This window comes from Pseudofulvimonas gallinarii, from assembly GCF_004343305.1.
GTDB classification, from domain to species: Bacteria; Pseudomonadota; Gammaproteobacteria; order Xanthomonadales; family UBA2363; genus Pseudofulvimonas; species Pseudofulvimonas gallinarii.
In genome coordinates, this window is sequence record NZ_SMAF01000004.1 from 24,008 (window position 1) to 43,206 (window position 19,199).

The window sequence follows — 19,199 nt, forward strand, 5'->3', positions numbered from 1 at the left end:
GGGCCCGATTCGCTCGGAACGACCGCCCAGCGGCGGCCTTTCTGCACAAAGTACCGGCAAACCCTTGATTTTCCGCGCTTACCAAGCTGAGCAGCAATCGGGTACACTCGGTTTCCCCGCTCCGTCGCGAGCGTGTTTTCCCGCTACATGAACGGCGAACCCCCCAGTAGTACGCAACCTTCCCGCTCCTGGCTGGAGCGACTCGGCCACATGCTCGGCGGTGAACCGCAGAGTCGTGAGGAGCTCATCGACGAGCTGCGCGCCGCGCAAAGCAACGGCCTGCTTGCAGCCGACACGCTCGCAATGATCGAAGGCGCGCTGCGCGTCACCGACCTGCGCGTGGCCGATGTCATGATCCCGCGCGCACAGATGGTGTCGATTCCGCTCGATGCCACCTACGACGACATACGCGCCGTGGTGATCGAATCGGGGCATTCGCGTTTTCCGGTACATGGCGAGGACCGCGATGAAATCGTCGGCATCCTGCTCGCGAAAGACCTGCTGAAGGTCCCGGCCTGCGACCACGGCCGCTTCGCCCTCGGGCCGATGCTGCGTCCGGCGGTGCTGATTCCCGAAAGCAAGCGCCTGAACCTCCTGCTGACCGAATTCCGCGCCAGTCGCAACCACATGGCCATCGTCGTCGACGAGTACGGCGGCGTCGCCGGCCTGATTACGATCGAGGACGTGCTGGAGCAGATCGTCGGCGACATCGACGACGAGCACGATGCCGACGATGCCACGGTCGTGCACATCCAGCCGGATGGCGACGGCTGGAAGGTCAGCGCGCTGACGCCGATCTCCGAATTCAATGCCCGCTTCGACTGCCAGTTCTCCGACGAGGACTACGACACGGTCGGCGGTCTGGTGACGGCGACCGCGGGCTACGTACCGGAGACCGGCGAAACCATCGAGATTGGCGGCTTCCGTTTCCAGGTCGCCCAGGCCGACGATCGCCGCGTGCACATGTTCACGCTGGCCTCGGCGAGCTGATGCCTGCGCAGACCGGCCACCAGGGAATGTTCCCGGGTGGCCAGGCGTTCCTGCTGTGCATGCTGATATGGCTCTGCGGCAGCCTCGCGCAGGCCGCGGAGCCGGTGCCGCCGGCGGCGGAAGGCATGAGCGTCGCCGCGAACGACGCCGAAGCGGCGGCGGACGGCACGGACCTGCCCGATCCGACACCGGCCGCGACGGTCGCCCTGGCCACCATTGCGCCCGGCGAGATCTACTGGGAGCGTTTCGGCCACAACATGCTGCTGGTCACACCACCCGGCAGGGAAACGCTGTCCTTCAATTTCGGCTATTTCGATTTCGAACAGCCGGGTTTCATCCGCCGCTTCATCCTCGGGCGCATGCTCTACCAGGCGCTGGCCTTCGCGGCCGAGGACGACCTGGCGGCCTATGTGTCCGATGACCGCGGCATCGTCGTGCAGGATCTGGCGCTGACACCTCGGCAGGCGGATGACCTGCTGCGATCACTCGTCGACGCGGTGCGTCCGGAAAACCGTGACTACCTGTACGAGTACTTCCGCGCCAACTGTTCGACGCGCGTACGCGACGCCATCGACTCGGCGCTGGGTGGCGGACTGCGCCGGCAGACCTCCGGCCGCTCGCGCGGATTCACCTACCGCATGCATGCGGCAAGGCTGGCCAAGGACGACGCCTGGCTGGCACTGAGCATCGATCTTGGCCTGGGCCCGGACACCGACCGCCGCCTGAGCCTGTGGGAGGAAATGTTCATTCCGGGCATGTTGCAGCGTTACCTCCGCGATGTCGTCAACAGCGAAGGCGAACCGCTGGTGACGAACGAGCGCGTGCTGCATCCCGGTCGTGGCAATGCGCCGGCCGAGCTGCCGCCGGATCGGCGCACGTCAATGGCCGTCACCGGCCTGTCCGTCGCAGTGCTCCTCCTGTGGCTGTCGTCACGTGCCCGGGCGCGCCGGGGCGCTGCACGCGCACTGGAATTCACCGCATTCCTGCTGCACCTGCTGTTCGGCGTAGCCGGCGCCGTGCTGCTGTTCCTGTGGCTGGGCACCGACCATGTCGCTGCGCATCGGAATGAAAACCTGATGCTGCTCAATCCTCTAAGTCTGGCGCTTGCGGCGTTGTGGCTGCTTGGACCGCGCGCCACAAAGTCTGGAAATACCCTCGCCTGGCTGGTAGGGTTGTCGGCCATGTGCGGGCTGGCGGTCAAGGTCGTGCCCGACACGTTCATCCAGCAGAACCTGCATTGGTGTCTGCTTTTCATCCCGATTCACGTATCCCTGCTTGTCGCCTGGAGGCGAAGCACCGTGACCAGATGATTGTCGACCTGCTGGACCAGACGCGCCTGCCCCTGCAGGACTGTGATGTGTGCATCCTCGGTGCCGGTCCTGCCGGCATCACCTTGGCACTCACCCTCGCCCGACTGCGTCCGGACTGGCAGATCGTCCTGGCCGAAGGCGGCGGCGAATCGCTGCCGACACCCGACGAGAACGACAGCTACCGACCCGCGGGGGACGATCCCGGCGTGTATCCGGTGGGCGCGACGCGACTGCGTTTCCTCGGCGGCACCAGCAACCATTGGGGCGGCTGGTCGCGACCGATGGACCCGGACATCTTCGAGCCGCGCGACTGGCTGGGCAATGGTGGCTGGCCGATCGCGCACGCCGAACTCGCGCGCCATTACGACCATGCCGCGACATGGTGCGAGATCGGCAGCAACGACTACGACGCCGACACCCATCTGGAACCCTGGCGTGATGCGCTCCTGGATGTCAGTGGCTCATCCCTGCTCTGCCACAAGCTGTTCCGCTTCAGTCCGCCCACGCGTTTCGGCGTCCGCTACCGCCCGGACCTGCAGGACGCCAGCAACGTCCAGTGCTGGTTGAATGCCACGGCCGTCGGCCTGGGCATGCGGGGTGACCGGATCCATGAGGCCGAGCTGGCCAACCGCACTGGACTGCGGGCGCGCCTGAAGGCGCGCCACTTCGTTGTCGCGATGGGCGGCATCGAGAACGCGCGATTCCTGCTGGCCGCCGCAGCCGGCGGCGCGCCGTCGGACAGCGGTCTCGCCTCGCCTGCCCTGGGACGGTACTTTGCAGACCATCTCGGTTTCGCACCGGCGCTCGTTCTGCTGCCGGCACGACTGGAATACGGACGCCGCTCGCACGAGTCCGGACCCGTGATGCCGATCCTGTCGCTGAAACCGGAAGCGCAGCGCGAACTGGAGCTGGGCAATTTCGCCATCACGCCCGTCGCGCACGCGGATGACCAGTTGATCCCGCACCGCTACGGTCGAAACGAAGCGCTGGGACTGCGCGGCGATGATTGCTGGTGGTACCGGATGCAGGTCGTCCTCGAGCCGCAGCCCGACCCCGACAGCCGGATCTCTCTCAGTGGCGAGCGCGACGCGCTGGGTGTTCCGCGCCTGCGCATCGACTGGCACATGCTCGACAGTGACCGCGAACGCGGCGACCGGTTGTTGCAGGCGCTGGCCAGTGAATGGGGCAGCCGTCGCACCGGCCGCGTGCGACTGATGCCGCCGGAACTCGCCTTTGAACGCAGTCCCACTTTCGTCGCCCACCACATGGGCGCCACGCGAATGGGCGCCGACGCCGAGGGCAGCGTCGTCAACGGCGACTGCCGCGTCCATGGCATCGAGAACCTGCACGTCGCCGGCTCTTCGGTGTTTCCATCGTATGGTTTCAGCAACCCGACGCTGACCATCGTCGCGCTGGCCCTGCGCCTGGGCGAACAGCTGTCCGGCCGCAGTGGAACGGGTACAGCGTGATGGAACGCCGCGAATTCATCACCGGCAGCCTGGGCGGCCTTTCACTGATCGCACTGGCCACCACCCTTCCCGGCTGCCGCAGCGGCCCGGCGGCACCCGTTGTCGAACCGGTGCAGGGCCTGCTCGACTCGCAGGCACTGGCTGTCATCCAGCAGTTGCGTGGAACGACGCCGGTGGCGCTGGCATGGAAGGCACGCCATGGCGGCGGTGAAAGCCCGGACCGTGAAGAACTGGAGCGTCGCCTGCTGGCGATGCTCGAAACCGACGAGCCCGTCCATGCATCGGCGCCGCACTTCAGCGAGCGGCTGGCGGCGGCCGTCAGCCGCGACTTCGAGGCCGGCAGGCTCTGCGAGATCGAAGGCTGGCTGCTCAGCGAGACCGAATGCCTGGCCGCGACCTTGCGACTCGTGCTGTACGGGGAAACGGAACCCGCGGGCGCGACCGACTGGCGCCAGGGAGAGCTGGCCGAAGTCGTCGACTGGGGCCCTCGGGAAACGACGCGCGGCGTGGGCGTCAACGTGCAGCCGGACGGCCACTCCGGACTCTGGTTCAAGATCGATCATGCGCCCTCCTGGCTGAAGATCGAAATCGACGGCGTGGTGGCGCCGACCGTGATATCCGAAGCCGTGGTGACGTCCGGACTGTACGGAGAACTGCGCGACCGCATCCTGGATGCCCCGGGCGAGTACCCCATCGCCCTGGTCGATCCGATGCAGCGCATCCGGCAACCCATCGGGCACTTCGTCGTGAAGGCACCGCCGCCCTATCTGGTCCTCGAAGACGGCTCGACCTCGGTGTTCTGCGCCGTGGAAGCATGGGGCCCCGATGTCACCTTCGCCGGCCGCCCCAGCAATCCGCAGCGGGAGGGTCACGAAGGACTGTGGATCCGAACGGCGTGTGCGCCCGACCAGGTACAGGTCCTTTACGACGGCGATGCGCTGGTGACCACCAACGATCGCGGCAACGGCCTGATTACGGCACTCCTGCCACCCAGCCACTTCGCAGTCGCACGCGAAGCCCGTCTACAGCTCCACGACATGGAAACCGGCGAAGTCCTCGATGTCGGCGTACTCGTCGTGAAGGATTGAAATCCCTGTGGCGGTCCGGACGGCGTAAGCGCCGCCCCATCGTGGCCGCCGTGCGCCCCTGCCGCTGCTTTTCACCCGGCCCGCTCCATCCAGTGCGGGATCGACGGGCGCAAGGCACATATCGATCAGCTTCCTGTATATTGGCAAGCTTCCAATATCCCCCGATGATCCAGCATCGGATCTTGTCACGCCATTGTCAGGTGCATGAACGCAGGACGCGGATCGACCAGCAGATCGCAGCAGCCGTGGTGGGACTTCCTCATACCGGTGGCCGTCATCACCGCCCTGGCGATCGTCGCCTGGGATCTGCTGGTGGTGAAAGGCATGAACTGGCATCTGAGCCAGCCCAGTGCCGTCGAGGGCGGAATCGAGGCGCTGGCGCTGCTGGGCTGCCTGGCGCTGGCGGCAGCGCGACGCCGGCGCGGCATGATTCTCATGGCCGTCGCGGTGACCCTTGTTTTCCTTCGCCGGCACAATGCCGAGCTCACGCTGCTGTCAGGCCTCTTCATCATGGAAAGCCTGTACGCGATCGGGGCGATGCTGCGCCGGACGCCGGGAGCCAAAGCGGCCGACCCGGCCGGCGCCGACATCTTCCCCGCATTCATCGCCGGGACGGGTGCGTGGGTTCTTGCCGTCGCCACACTCTCGCTTTTCAGCCTGGCGACCCCTGCCCATCTCGGCTGGCTCTTGCTGGCCATCGGCATCGCTGCAATCGCCGCTCACCCTAATCCGCTTTGCATCCAGCTGTTCCGCGCACTGCGATCGCGCCCCAGGTCGGACTGCGTGAAGGCAAGTCTGCTGCTCGGATGGCTGCTGATCCTCATGGCGCGAACGGCGAACGTGATCGGCCATGACACCGTCTGGTACCTCGGCCAGGGCGACCGCCTGCTCGCGCCGGGCGGATCGATCTTCCAGCCCCTTTCGCTGGTGGCGCCGGTGCACTATTTCCCGAAGCTGTGGGAAGTGCTGCTGTTGCCATTGACGTCGTTTGACCAGCTGCGGCCGCAGACCGGACTCGCCATCGCCGTCGGTGCCCTGTTCTGGATTGCCCTTTGGCAACTGGCAACGCAATTGGGAATCACGCGCCGCTGGCGATGGTGGGCGCTCTGGATCATTGCGACGCTGCCCGCCGTCGCCAACACGGCGTTGACGCTCAAGAGCGACACACTCTGCGCGCTGTTCATGGCGGTGATGTGCCTGCAACTGCTTGACTGGTTCCAGCGGCGAAGACCGCCAGCGCTGGGCTATGCGCTGGCCGCGGCGGCGCTTGCCTGTTCGACCAAGCTGACCGCCATTCCCTACGTCGGCATGGGCTTCATCGTGCTGGTCGCACACGAGCTCACACTCAGTCGGATGGCAACAGGCTGGCGACCGGAAAAAACGGCTGCCGCTGCCGAGCCGGTACGCGCTGTCGTCATCACGACGACACTGGCCCTGCTTGCCGCGCTGGTGCTCCTTGCGCGCACCTGGGCCCTCGCCGGCGTCCCTACGATCGGCCCTGACGCCCTGCTGTCACTCTGGAACGCCCTGGGCATGCACATCGCCGAGCCGGCCGGCACGCTCAACTGGACGCGGCCGCAAGACTGGTCCGATGTGCCCGCCCTGTTCCACGACTGGCTGTTTGCACCGAGCACCATGCCGAAGATGCCGATCGGCTGGACCGGCAACATCTGGGCTGTGCTGTCCGTGCTGTCGCTTGCTGCCGCGGCGATGGGCCGCGAACCACGTGGGGCTGGGCCACCCTCTCCCTGGTCGCGGGTGCTGCTGCTGGTGCTGGCGCTGACCGGACTGTTGCTGGCCATCGCCTGGCGCTACCACTCGCGCGGCAGCGACGGCAATTACTTCATGCTGCCCGTGGCGCTCGCCACGCTGCTCGCGATGCGCGCAGCGTCCTCACGCCTGGGCGACGCGGGCCGCCGCACCGGTGCGATACTCGCGACGACACTGCTGCTGACCGGGCTGGTCCACGCCACCCATTCCTTCATCAGTGCCGGATGGGGACAGCCGGGCACGCGCCCTTTCGATAGCCAGTTCGGGAAGACCCCGTTCGAAACCGGAGCGTGGCGGGAGCGCATCCTCCAGCGCGCGGGCGTTTCGGGCATTGCGCGGCGCCTTGCCTCGCGTCCGGCCTGGGAACGCGGCATCGGCTTCGACCCGCGAGACGAACAGTACTTTGCGGCCCTGCCGATCGCCGTGGAGGAGATCCGCAGCATCGGCTATTCCCGACCCGCCTACGTTCGGGATGGCGGCGCCCTGCTCGAATTCATGGACCTGTGGGGCATCCAGCATGTCGTCTTGCCACCCGACGAGGGATCGCCGCCAGCCATCGCCGACTACCGTCGGGCACTTCTTGCAGCGGGCTGGCTGTCGTTCGGGGACGCCGGCGCAACCTTGTATTCCCGGCCGGGTGCATTCAGCGGACAATGAGCAATGTGCATCCCACGATCCCACGACACCCGCGCAGGCGACGCGCGGGGAATCGCGGGATTGAGCGCGGTCCGGTCGGACCACTGCAGCGGCGGTTCAATCCGGGCAGCCGCATCGTGCCCGGCGCCAGGCGCAGCCGCTCGGCGTTGCGCGGCGGGTCGGGCCGTTCGGCCCCCGGCATCAGTCCGGTCGGGACAGGAACCGGCGCGCACGGGCCCGCGCCCGTAACGGGATCTACGGCGGTACGGGACAGTTTCCGGCTGCGCCAATGCACCTCGGATACAGCACAACCATCCGCCCTTTTGCAGACCGGATGCCGGCCATCCACTTGAACACCACATGCACGCGTCCTTGCGTGGGATAGCATGGACCCGGTCCCCTTGACCGTCTGGCACTAACCCATGGTTGGCAACGCCGTCCAACGTCTACCGCGCCCCAGTGCGAACATCGTTTTCCTCCCAGTTGCCGCTGTTTTCGTCGTTCTTGGACTGGTCGCCATTGCCAAGTACGGGTGGACCGAGATCCATGCCGACCAGTGGCGGCTCTATCGCATCTACCTGGAAAAGCCCTTTCCCGCCGACATCCTGACCCTGGAGAACGGCCATCGGCCGGTTTTCCCGGCCCTGCTGCGCGTGGTGGAGATGGAATGGCTGCTTGCCAACCAGGTCCTGCAGCTGGCTGTGGGCGCCCTTCTCGCCCTGTGTACCGTCCTACTCCTGGCCCATGTCGCGCGGCACGATGATTCATTGCCCGCGGCGTGCCGCGGCGCCGCCATTGCCATGGCGGCATTCGGCATTTTCTGGATGGGGAATGCCCGCTACCTGCTGCACGGCAACGAATCGGTCCACGGCTACCTGCTGACCACCTGCCTGGCTGGCGGGCTGCTGCTGGTCACCGGAAGCAGGCAGGGCGCGAGGCCGCTGCTGTCGGCGCTGCTGCTGGCCTTCATCGCCACCTTCAGCTTTGGCCCCGGCATGGCGACCTTCGTCGCGCTCGGGATGGTGCTGGCAATCCAACGCCGGTACCGCCTCCTGCCCTGGCTCGCCGCGGGCTTGGCGATGACGGTGACGCTGTATTTCCTGTTGCCGGGCGGTACCGGCGTCCGCGACCGGCTCGCCTTCGATCCGGTCCTGACCCTGACGACAGCCGCCACCTGGCTGTGCTCCGCGCCGGTGAACATGCTGCTGGCCTTCATCGACCCCAAGGTTGGCAGCTACCTTCCGGATTTGATCAAACCGGTCGCCGCCGCCAGTTCAGGACTGTACGAACGGGCATTTGGTTCGATCTGGAGCAATCACCGACATGTTGCCGTCGCCGGCCTGTCAGCGATCGCCTACGTCACCTGGGCAAGCGTCGACACCTGGAGGCACCGGCTCGGCTCCCGCACGTTGCTGGTCGCCCTGGGCCTGGCATGGTTCGCCATCGCCGCCTCGATCATCGTCGCGCTGGCACGGGCCGACTACTTCGTGCAGTTTCCGGAACAGATCTTCGCCACCCGGTTCCTGCCCTGGTCCAGCCTTTTCTGGATGGCTGTCACCTGGATCGCACTCGTCCGCGGCAGCCGGGCAACGGCGGCGGGGAAGCCGCGCCTGGCCACGGTTTTCGTGGCGCTTGCGCTGGCGACCGGACTGGCCACGGGCATCGGCTATGTCGGCTGGGGACACCGGGTCCAGAAGGATATCCGCCTGGTGGCCACCGGCCTGGCTGTGGGCGTGTTGCCCGTCAACGGGGGCCGCTACGGCGAGACCTATCTGAACGAGGTGCTGGAAGGACTGCCGGCGGTACGTAGCGCTGGCCTGTCCATGTTTGCCTGGCCCGAGTCGCGCATGCAGGGCCGCCGGATCACATGGGCAGCCACCGAGGCCTGGCCGGATCCGCCGGTCATCGAGTTCGATGACGTGGACAACGAACTACCCGACGCGCCGGCATGGGAAATCCGGTTCACCGCGCCTGCGGGCGAAGGCAGGCGACGGCTGCTGGCCGTCGATGCGGAACACCGTGTCGTCGGTTTGTTGTCCCGCTTCGTCGAGGGCGACAGCATCCGGTTCAGGGGCTATGTGGTCGGGCTGGACGACAAGCGCGGCCTCCGCATCGCGAGTCTCGACAAGGATGGTCGCATCCGCTGCCATGCCAACTGCATGCCGGCCGTCGATTGAATACGGCAACGCCAGCGATGTCGACCCGCGGGCCGGCGCACGAGCATCAGGCCGGGGTCCCCTGAAGGGTAGCGCCGGTGCCGCCGGCTCGGACAGATCAGCAGTCGGAAGGACAGCCTTGTTCGTGCCGCCGGTCGCGGCCGGCACGCGGGTCAGCGCAGGCTGGGATGGACGCTGGCCTCGGGCGTGATGCCACGGCTGCAGAAACGCCGCTGCGCCGGCTCCGTCGCCAGCACCGCGAGCATGTGCGTCGGGGTCAGCCGTCCCTCGGCCAGGCCGGCTTCGTCGTAGGCATGCAGGCGGTCGACGAAGGCGCGGTCCCACTCGGCGTCGGCATTGAAGTTGTGACCGAAGTTGCGGTCGACGAAGACATCGATCACGTTGCCGAAGCCGATGAAACAGTGGAAATGCAGTCGTTGCAGCAGTGCCGGAACGATATCCTGGGCACGGATGCCCTCGAAGCCTTCGTGCGAGCAATCCCAGTTGATGTACTGCGGCTCGTGGCGCTTCAAGGCCTGGTTGTAGCGGTAGGCATCCGGCAACTCTGTCCAGAACGACTGCACCGCCCTCAGTGCCTCCGGCCAGCGCGCATGACCGTTGCGGCCGATGATGTCGCTGACCACGAACAGGGCGCCATCAGCCAGGCAGTCATGTACGCTGGCGAACAGGGCCTCCAGCTCCACCACATGATGCAGCGACTGGTTGGCCATCACACCGTCGAAAGTCCGACCCGGCCGCCAGTGGTTGAAATCCCCATGCAGCGGCCGGATATGCGCGGCCACGCCTTCGGCTTCGGCCAGCGCCATGCCGCGCGCCAGCATCGCCGGGTTGATGTCCAGACAATGGATGACAAAGTCCTGCAAGCCCTGTTCGCGCAGCAGTTTCGCCACGCGCACCTCGGTGTCGCAGTTGCCTGCGCCGATGCTCACAAATTGAGCAGCCGCCCCGCTATTTCCATTTTGGGCACTTTGCATCAGGAAGCGGGCGAAGAACTGGTCGGGATTGGACGCCCCGACCTCCTCGATCATCGGCCGGATATAGGTATCCGACCAGTAGTGGAAGATTTCCGGAAGCGCGTTGACATCAACGCAGGCGGAGTAGTTGGCCAGCTCCTGCTGCAGCCGCCGGTCGTAGGCATCGCCCGTCTCCGCGGCGCGGACCTTTCGCAGCCATCGCGCCACCGATTTCAGTGCACACATCGGCATCTCTATAACTTCACCGAGCCGGCTTCTCGACCAGCCACTGCGTCAGCCAGGCGTTGACGGTGTCGTGCCAGAGGATGGAGTTGGCCGGCTTGAGGATCCAGTGGTTCTCGTCCGGGAAGCGCAGGAAGCGGCTGGGAATGCCCTTGCGCTGCAGCGCCGTGAAGGTGCTGATGCCCTGCTCCAGCGGCACGCGGAAATCGAGATCGCCGTGCACCACGAGCATCGGCACGCGCCACTTGGCGACGTGGTTGGCGGGATTGAACTGCTCGTAGACCTCCGGCGTCTCGTAGTACGGGCGACCGCCGTGCTCCCATTCGTCGAACCACAATTCCTCGGTGGCGTAGTACATGGTGCGCGCGTCGAAGATGCCGCTGTGGTTGACCAGGCACTGGAAGGCATCCGGCCAGTTGCCGGCGATCCAGTTGATCATGTAGCCACCGTAGGATGCACCCAGCGCGCAGACCTTGTCGCCATCCAGCCAGTCGTACTTGGCGAGCGCGGTGGCCAGCCCCTTCTGCAGGTCGACCAGCGGCTTGCCGCCCCAGTCGGTGCGGATGGCATCGGTGAACGCCTGGCCATAGCCGGTGGAACCGTGGAAGTCGATGAACACGGCAGCGAAGCCGGCGCCGGTGTAGGTCTGCGGATTCCAGCGGTAATGCCAGTGGTTGCCCATCGAGCCCTGCGGGCCGCCATGGATGATGAAGGCGACCGGATAGCGCTTGCCCTGCTCGTAGTTCCACGGCTTGACGACATGACCGTACACCGTGGCGTCATTGGCACCGTAGAAGCTGAACTGCTCATAGGCTCCGAAGGCGACATCCTGCAGGCGCTCGCGGTTGAGCTGCGTCAGCGGCTGCACGTTGCCGCCCTGCAGGTCCATGCGGAACAGGTCGGCCGGCGTGGTCAGGTCGTCATAGACATAGACCAGGTCCCTGGCGCCGACGGCGACCGCGCCGACATAGCCGACGTCATTGAGCGCGCGCACCGTGCCCTTGGCGATGTCGATGGCGAACAGGCGATGCTGGCCAAGCTCGTCAGCGGTGACATACAGCGTCTTGCCATCGGGCGAGAACGCCAGCGAACCCGCCGAACGATCCCAGTCGGCGGCCAGCTCGCGGGTTTCGCCGCTGGCGAGGTCGCGCAGCAGGATGCGCTGGCGGTCGGCCTCGTATTTAGGCCGCGACATCGCCAGGTAGGCCAGCGTCCTGCCGTCCGGCGACACCACCGGCGTGCTGTCGCTGGCGTCGTTGTCGTCGGTCAGGTTCACCGGACGACGACTGCCGTCCACCGGCGCCTGCCAGATGTCGAGGTTGGTGGACAGCGGCTCCAGCGCGGCATCGACGTCGCGCAGCACGAAGAACACGCTGCTGCCATCGGCGCTGAAGGTGAAGTCGCCATCGCCGCCGAAGGGCTTGGAGGGCGTGTCGCCGTTCAGGCCCTTGCTGACCCAGACCGGCGTGCCGGCCTTGCCGTCGCGACCGATGTCGGCGACGAACAGCTGCGAGCGCGTGCCGTCCTTCCAGGTGTCCCAGTGACGCACGAACAGACTGTCATAGACGTGGCCGCTGGCCTTCTCCGAGGCACGCGCCTCGTTGCGCTGCACCGTGCAGGCAATGTCGGCGCAGTCGAGGAACATGTCCATCGACACGGCGATCCTGCGACCGTCGCGGCTCAGTCCATAGGCACCGATGCCGAGCGGATAGCTGGTCACCTGCTCGGCCTCGCTGCCGTCCAGCGGCAGGCGCCATACCTGCGCCGAGCCGGACTTGCCGGACACCGCATAGAGCCGGCCGTCACCCGCGAAACGCGCGCTGGACCAGCTTTCGCCGGCCGGCGTCAGGCGGACCGCCTCGTCGTCGCGGCGGTCAAGGCGACGCAGCCACAGGCTGTTGACGCCCTTGTTGTTCTCCAGGTCGGTCTCGCGCACGGCATAGACCAGCAGCGTGCCGTCCGGGGAAACCTGTGGGTCGGACACGCGTTCCAGGGTGACCAGGTCGCGGACATCGAATCCGCGGGTGTCGGCCAGTGCGGGCACGGCGACAAGGGAACACAACACGGCGGCAGTCAATGCGCGCATGGGAGGACTCCAGGACGGCAATACGGTCGGGCGATGGTAGCAGCCGGCCGTTGGCGCCGGCACGGGCGCGACAATCACGGCGAATTGCGCTACGGTCCGCGCTGGCGTTGCCGGCCAAGGAATGCGGCGCGCCGACCGGATGGGAGGCCGGCCATCGCATGGTCGATCGCTCCCGAAGTCGACCCCACTGCATGGAATTTCCGATGCGCGCCGAAGCCTTACCGCAGCTCACTGCACGTGCCGTCATCCTGGCCATTGTCCTGGCCGTGATCCTGGCCGCCGCCAATACCTACCTCGGCCTCTTCGCAGGCATGACCATCGCGTCGGCGATCCCGGCGGCCGTGGTGTCGATGGCCGTTCTGCGCGCCCTGGGGGGCGGCACCATCCTCGAAAACAACATCGTCCAGACCGGCGCCTCGGCGGGTTCCTCGATCGCCTCCGGCGTGATCTTCACCATTCCCGCGCTGATCATCCTGGGCTACTGGACCGAATTCAAATACAGCTGGGTGCTGGCCATCGCCGGCCTCGGCGGCCTGCTCGGCGTGCTGTTCTCGGTGCCGCTGCGCCGCTCCCTGATCGTCGACCAGGGCCTGGCGTTCCCGGAGGGCAAGGCGGCGGCGGAAGTACTGAAGACCGGTGAGAACCCGGCCCAGGGCGTGAAGATCCTCGCCGGCGCCGCGCTCCTCGGCGGCTTCATGAAGCTGGCGGCCGCCAGCGGCCTGCGGCTGATCTCCGATACCGCCGCCGGCGCCGTCTGGCTCGGCAAGGGCATCGCCTATGCGGGCACCAACCTGTCGCCGGCCCTGCTCGGCGTCGGCTACATCGTCGGACTGAACATCGGCATCGTCGTCCTTGCCGGCGGCGTCATCGGCTGGAACATCGCGATTCCGCTGTACAGCATGTTCGCCGAAAGCAATCCCGACCTGCTGGCCGCCATCACCGGCGCCTGCGGTGCGATCGGCACCGGCGACGCCGAATGCGCGGCCGGCGTGATCTGGTCGCGTGAAGTGCGCTACCTCGGCGTCGGCGCCATGCTCGTCGGCGGAGTCTGGACCCTGATCTCGCTGCGCAAGTCGCTGTTCTCCGGCATCAGGACCGGTCTCGCCGTCGCCCGTGCCGGCGCCAATGCCAACATCGCGCATACCGAGCGCGACCTGCCGATGAAGGCCATCCTGATCGGCCTGGTGCTCTTCACCCTGCCCCTGCTGGCGCTGTACCAGGCCATCGTCGGCAACTGGGGCGTCAGCGTGCCCATGACCATCATCATGATCGTCGCCGGCTTCCTGTTTGTGTCCGTGTCTGCCTACATGGCCGGCCTCGTCGGCTCGTCGAACAACCCGGTGTCGGGCATCACCATCGCCACCATCCTGTTCTCGGCCGGCGTGCTGGTCGTGCTGCTCGGACCGGATGCCGAGATCGGCCCGGTCGCGGCGATCATGATCGGCGCCGTCGTCTGCTGTGCGGCCTGCATCGGCGGTGACAACCTGCAGGACCTGAAGTGCGGTTACATCGTCGGCGCCACGCCCTGGAAACAGCAGGTCATGCTCGCCATCGGCGCGATCTCCAGCGCGCTGGTCATGGCGCCGGTGCTGAACCTGCTGGCGCAAGCCTACGGCATCGGCGTGCCGACCGAATCGCATCCGAATCCATTGCTGGCGCCGCAGGCCAACCTGATGGCGTCGGTGGCGCGCGGCATGTTCGGTGGCGACCTGCCCTGGAACACCATCGGCATCGGCGCCGCCATCGGTGCCGCCATCATCGCGCTGGACAGCTGGCTGAAGGCGCGCGGCTCCTCCTTCCGCGTACCGGTGCTGGCCTGCGCCATCGGCATCTACCTGCCGATCGAGCTGATGGTGCCGATCTTCCTCGGTGGCCTGCTGGCGCACTTCGTCGAGCGTCGCGCTCACGTCGGCAACGACGAGGAAGCGCGCGACAAGGTGCATCGCATGGGCATGCTGTTCGCCGCCGGCCTGATCACCGGCGAGGCGCTGATGGGCATCTTCATCGCCATTCCGATCGTCGTCGCCGAAAGCGCCGACGTGCTTGCCCTGCCGCCCAGCATGCAGCTGGGCAAGTGGCTGGGCCTGGTGATGCTGGCAGTGGTGGCATGGCTGCTGTATCGCAGCGCCACCAAGGCGCGCCCGGAGCACTGATCCGGCGATGGCAGGACCTGCGCGGGGCGCCTTCAGGCGCCCCGCGCATGGGTGGCCTTTCCTCGATGCCGCATGCCATGCACCTTCCCGCCTGCGGGCCGCTGTTCCAATGACCGACGCAACCCCGACATGATCGAACGCCTGCCCCAGTGGCTGCAGAACTGGCTGCACGAGTTGCTGCCACTGGTCCTCACGATCCTCGTCCTGCTTGCGGCCTGGCTGCTCAAGCGCATCCTGCGGCGTGTCATCGACGAGGCCGGTCGGCGCTACCAGATGCCGGCGGCGATGGTGATGGCGCCGAAGCGCCTGGGCGGTTTCGTCATCAATGTCGCCGCACTGCTGCTGATCCTGCAGTTGCTTGGCGTTTCGGGCACGGTGCTGTGGACGGCGTTCACGGGTTTCGCGGCGGTCGGCGCGGTCGCCTTCTTCGCCGCCTGGAGCGTGCTGTCGAACCTGTTCTGCACGCTCCTGATCATCACCACGCGGCCGTTCCGCCTGCATGACCGCGTCGAACTGCTGGAAAACGGCGAGAAGCCCGGGCTGAAGGGCGAAGTCATCGACATCAACATGGTCTATACGACACTGCGCGAGGACGGAGAAGCCGGCACCACGCTGCGCGTCCCGAACAACCTCTTCTTCCAGCGCACCATCCGCCGCTGGCCGCCGGGCACCGCGCCGGCACCGGAACCAACCATCCAGTAGGCACACGGCGGTTGTCCTGGCGGCGGAGCGCCATGACCGATCGGCCTACGGGTACCACGGCGCAGCCGCACGCCCGGCGGCGACGGTCGCGGCATCACCGCGACCGGCACGCGGCTCAGGCGTCGGGGAACGAGAACGCGAGGACGTCGCGGATGTCGTCGGTTTCGACGATGGCCATCAGCAGGCGATCGATGCCGAGTGCGACCCCGGCACACCCGGGCAGTCCGTCTTCCAGCGCCGCCAGGAAACGGGCGTCGATCGGCATCACCGGCAGGCCGCGCGCGGCACGCTGCCGGTTGTCCTGCTCGAAGCGCGCAAGCTGTTCGCCGGCATCGGTGAGTTCATGGAATCCGTTGGCCAGTTCGACCTGGCCGGCATACAACTCGAAACGCTCGCCGACCTTGTAACCATCCGGTTCCTTGCGGATCCGCGACAGCACCGCCTGGCTGGCCGGATAGTCGTAGACGAAGGTGAGCCCGGTCGGCGGCAGCGCCGGCTCGATGCGATGCGTGAGCAGTACGTCCAGGCAGGTGTCGCGGTCCAGGCGGTTGGCGTCGACCCAGAACGTCGCGGTGAGCTGGCGCAGCTCGTCATCGGATGCCCGCAGGGGATCGATGGCGAGGTGGCGCTTGAACAGCTCGCGGTAGGTGACGCGCTCGCTGTTGCCGGTGGTGCGTCCGCCGAAGGCGAAGGCGGTGCGGACCAGCGCCTCGACTTCGTCCATGAGGCGGTGATGGTCCCAGCCGACGCGATACCACTCGAGCAGGGTGAACTCGGGGTTGTGGCGCCGGCCGAACTCCCCGTTGCGGAACACCTTGCCCAGCTCGTAGCAGTCGCCGATGCCTTCGGCGATCAGCCGCTTGTGCCAGTACTCCGGCGAGGTGCGCAGGAAACGCTGGCGCACGCCGCCGTTCGCCGGCCCTGTGAAGCCGGTATCGAAACTTTCGATGTTCACGTCGGTCACGCCGGCCTGGCCGAGGATCGGCGTATCCACCTCGAGGACGGCGCGCTCGGCGAAGAAGGCGCGTATCAGTGCATACAGGCGTGCCCGCAGTCGCAGTACGCGGTCGCGGTTGTCATCCATCCGGGTTGTCATCCATGACGTTCGAGCAGTTGCAGGAAGGCGGCTTCGTCGAGGACCTCGATGCCCAGCGACTGCGCCTTGTCGAGCTTTGAGCCGGCAGCCTCGCCGGCGACCACGAAAGCGGTGTTTTTCGAGACGCTGCCGGCGACCTTGGCGCCCAGTGCTTCCAGCTTCGCCTTGGCCGCATCACGGCCCATGGAGGACAAAGTGCCGGTGAGCACGACGGTCCGGCCTTGTAACGGCAAGTCCGCGCCCCCCGCCTCCGCGTCGATGCCTTCGGCGAGCTCTTGCGCCGCGGCCTCGGCGGCGAACAGGCGCGGCGCCCAGTGTGGATCGGACAGCAGCTCGCGGACGGCTTCGACCTTGGCCACGGTCTGGCCCGACTGCGCGGCAAGCTGCCCACTGTCGCCGTCGCGCAAGGCCGCGAACCCCGTGGCCGCCTGGGCGATGGCCTTCAGCGATTCCGGGCCGACGCCTTCCAGCGGCGCGCCGAGGCGCTTCGCCGCTTCCAGCAGGAAGGCGTTGTCGAGTGCACGCACGAAAGACGCATCCGGTGCACGACGGTCGCCGATCACCACGCCGCGTGCGAACAGCGCGTCGATGACTTCATGGTTGTGCGGCTGCGCGAAGAACGCCGCCACCGATTGCGCGACCTTGGGTCCGACTTCCGGTACGGCCAGCAGCAGCAGGGGATCGGCGCTGGCGATGCGGCCGAAATCACCGAACGCACGCGCCAGCGCCTTGGCGGTTTCCTCGCCGATCTGGAGGATGCCGAGCGCGAACAGGAATCGGTCCAGGCGCGCCATCCGCGTCGCGTCGATGGCGGCGACCAGGTTTTCCGCCCACTTGCTGGCGACCTTGCCCTGGCGCACGGTCTGCGGCACCGTGCCGTCGCGCTCGTCGGCGCGCCGCTTCATGGCGATGAAATCATCGACGGCCAGTGCGTAGAGATCGGCCGGCGTGCGCACGTAGTCGAACTCGACCAGGCTTTCGATGAAGCGGTCACCCAGGCCTTCGATGTCCATGGCCCGACGGGATGCGAAGTGCCGCACGGCCTCCTTGCGTTGCGCCGGACAGAACAGGCCGCCCGAACAGCGCCATGCCGCCTCGCCCTCGGCGCGCACCAGCGCCGAATCGCAGACCGGACAGTTCGCCGGCATGGTCCAGGGCTGCGCGCCCTCCGGGCGGCGCTCGGCGATCACCTGCACCACTTCGGGGATGACATCGCCGGCACGGCGCACGATCACGCTGTCGCCCACGCGCACGTCCAGGCGCGCGATCTGGTCGGCGTTGTGCAGCGTCGCGTTGGTGACGGTGACGCCGGCAACGGCGACCGGACGCAGGCGGGCCACCGGCGTGGCGGCGCCGGTCCGGCCGATCTGGATATCGATGGCCTCGACCACGGTGCTCTGTTCCTGCGCCGGGTACTTGTGCGCCAGCGCCCAACGCGGCGCGCGGGCGACGAAGCCCATCTGCCGCTGCTGGTCGTAGCGGTCGAGCTTGTACACCACGCCGTCGATGTCATAGGGCAGCGCATCGCGCAGAGATCCGATCCGCCGGTAATAGGCGACCAGTCCGTCCAGTCCGCTGGCGACATCAACTTCCGGCGAAACCGGCAGTCCCAGTTCGCGCAGCCATTGCAGGGTCTGCGAATGCAGCGCCGGCAGCTCCAGGCCTTCCACCACGCCCACGCCATAGGCGTAGAAACTCAGCGGCCGCGTCGCCGTCACCGCCGGATCGAGCTGCCGCAGCGAACCGGCGGCACCATTGCGCGGATTCGCCAGCGTGCGCTCGCCGTTGGCCAGCGCGCGTTCGTTGAAGGCGAGGAAATCGGCGCGACGCATGTACACCTCGCCGCGCACTTCCAGCACGCGAGGCCAGGCCTCGCCACGCAGGCGCAGGGGAATCGCCTTCACCGTGCGCAGGTTGGCGGTGACGTCCTCGCCGGTCTCGCCATCGCCGCGGGTCGCGCCCTGTACGAAGCGGCCATCCTCGTAGCGCAGGCTGATCGCCAGGCCATCCAGCTTGGGTTCGACGGAAAAACGCGGTTCGGCGTCGCCTGTGGTGGTGACGATGCGGCGCACGAAATCGGCGACCTCGCGGAAGCGCCTGGCATCGTCGCCGGCTTCGGTATCGTCGAAGGCGTTGGCCAGCGACAGCATCGGCAGCGCGTGCGTGACCTGGGCGAATCCGCTGCGGCCACGCGCACCCACCTGGCGCGTCGGCGAATCATCGCTGGCAAAGCGCGGATGCTGCGCTTCCAGCGCCTCCAGCTCGCGCAGGAGACGGTCGTACTCGGCGTCGGGAATCACCGGCGCATCGAGGACGTGGTAGCGGTAGTTGTGCTCGCGGATCTGCGCTCGCAGCGCTTCGATCCGCTCGCCCGGATCGTACGTTTCGGCCATCCGCCAAGTATGGCGACTCGGGCCCGGATCCGGCAGTGCATGCGGCAAACCGGCACAGTTGTGTCGCCGCTTTCGTGCGCCAGGCCTCACAACTGTCCATGGCGGCATCACAGACCCCCGCTAAACTGCGCGC

12 protein-coding genes are annotated in these 19,199 nt (G+C 67.1%); 8 read left to right on the forward strand and 4 right to left on the reverse strand.

Annotated features, from left to right (window positions below; translation table 11 throughout):
- Positions 1-147 precede the first annotated feature (147 nt).
- The 6 genes from EDC25_RS03955 (at position 148) to EDC25_RS03980 (ending at position 9,440) form a co-directional block, all read left to right on the forward strand.
- A complete protein-coding gene (locus tag EDC25_RS03955; protein WP_123523088.1) occupies positions 148-990 on the forward strand; it encodes a CorC family transporter in 843 nt (280 codons plus the stop codon).
- Positions 990-2,300 carry a lipoprotein N-acyltransferase Lnb domain-containing protein gene (locus tag EDC25_RS03960; protein WP_123523089.1) on the forward strand — a complete coding sequence of 437 codons (1,311 nt, stop codon included), beginning with the start codon at positions 990-992 and terminating at the stop codon, positions 2,298-2,300. Before EDC25_RS03955 ends, EDC25_RS03960 begins: the two co-directional genes overlap by 1 nt.
- Positions 2,297-3,769, forward strand: a complete 1,473-nt coding sequence (locus EDC25_RS03965) for a GMC oxidoreductase (protein WP_123523090.1) — start codon at positions 2,297-2,299, stop codon at positions 3,767-3,769. The genes EDC25_RS03960 and EDC25_RS03965 overlap by 4 nt, the downstream gene beginning before the upstream one ends.
- Complete coding sequence (locus tag EDC25_RS03970; RefSeq protein ID WP_123523091.1) at positions 3,769-4,857, forward strand: hypothetical protein; 1,089 nt, start codon at positions 3,769-3,771, stop codon at positions 4,855-4,857. Before EDC25_RS03965 ends, EDC25_RS03970 begins: the two co-directional genes overlap by 1 nt.
- Positions 4,858-5,061: 204 nt before the next feature.
- Positions 5,062-7,284 carry a hypothetical protein gene (locus EDC25_RS03975; RefSeq protein ID WP_123523092.1) on the forward strand — a complete coding sequence of 741 codons (2,223 nt, stop codon included), beginning with the start codon at positions 5,062-5,064 and terminating at the stop codon, positions 7,282-7,284.
- Between the two features lie 401 nt (positions 7,285-7,685).
- On the forward strand, positions 7,686-9,440 hold the full coding sequence (locus tag EDC25_RS03980; RefSeq protein WP_123523093.1) for a hypothetical protein: 1,755 nt from the start codon (positions 7,686-7,688) through the stop codon (positions 9,438-9,440).
- 152 nt (positions 9,441-9,592) lie between these two features.
- Here the strand turns inward: EDC25_RS03980 and EDC25_RS03985 are convergent, their stop codons facing one another.
- Together EDC25_RS03985 and EDC25_RS03990 are read right to left on the reverse strand one after the other, a co-directional pair.
- Positions 9,593-10,639, reverse strand: coding sequence for a class I SAM-dependent methyltransferase (locus EDC25_RS03985; RefSeq protein WP_165910873.1), 1,047 nt, complete (start codon positions 10,637-10,639; stop codon positions 9,593-9,595).
- Positions 10,640-10,655: 16 nt separating this feature from the next.
- The gene (locus tag EDC25_RS03990; protein ID WP_123523095.1) at positions 10,656-12,722 is read right to left on the reverse strand and encodes a S9 family peptidase; all 2,067 of its coding nucleotides are present in this window, start codon (positions 12,720-12,722) and stop codon (positions 10,656-10,658) included.
- 203 nt (positions 12,723-12,925) lie between these two features.
- Between EDC25_RS03990 and EDC25_RS03995 the strand changes: the two genes are divergently transcribed.
- Both EDC25_RS03995 and EDC25_RS04000 read left to right on the forward strand, forming a co-directional pair.
- Positions 12,926-14,875, forward strand: a complete 1,950-nt coding sequence (locus EDC25_RS03995; RefSeq protein ID WP_132577257.1) for an OPT family oligopeptide transporter — start codon at positions 12,926-12,928, stop codon at positions 14,873-14,875.
- A 129-nt stretch (positions 14,876-15,004) separates the two neighbouring features.
- Positions 15,005-15,577 carry a mechanosensitive ion channel family protein gene (locus EDC25_RS04000; protein WP_123523096.1) on the forward strand — a complete coding sequence of 191 codons (573 nt, stop codon included), beginning with the start codon at positions 15,005-15,007 and terminating at the stop codon, positions 15,575-15,577.
- Between the two features lie 115 nt (positions 15,578-15,692).
- On the opposite strand, the gene epmA is transcribed toward EDC25_RS04000, so the two are convergent.
- Both epmA and ligA read right to left on the reverse strand, forming a co-directional pair.
- Positions 15,693-16,673 (reverse strand): EF-P lysine aminoacylase EpmA, encoded by a 981-nt coding sequence (gene epmA, locus EDC25_RS04005; protein ID WP_164484205.1) that lies wholly within the window; start codon positions 16,671-16,673, stop codon positions 15,693-15,695.
- Positions 16,670-19,066, reverse strand: coding sequence for an NAD-dependent DNA ligase LigA (ligA, locus tag EDC25_RS04010; RefSeq protein ID WP_123523098.1), 2,397 nt, complete (start codon positions 19,064-19,066; stop codon positions 16,670-16,672). Before ligA ends, epmA begins: the two co-directional genes overlap by 4 nt.
- Between the last annotated feature and the right edge of the window lie 133 nt (positions 19,067-19,199).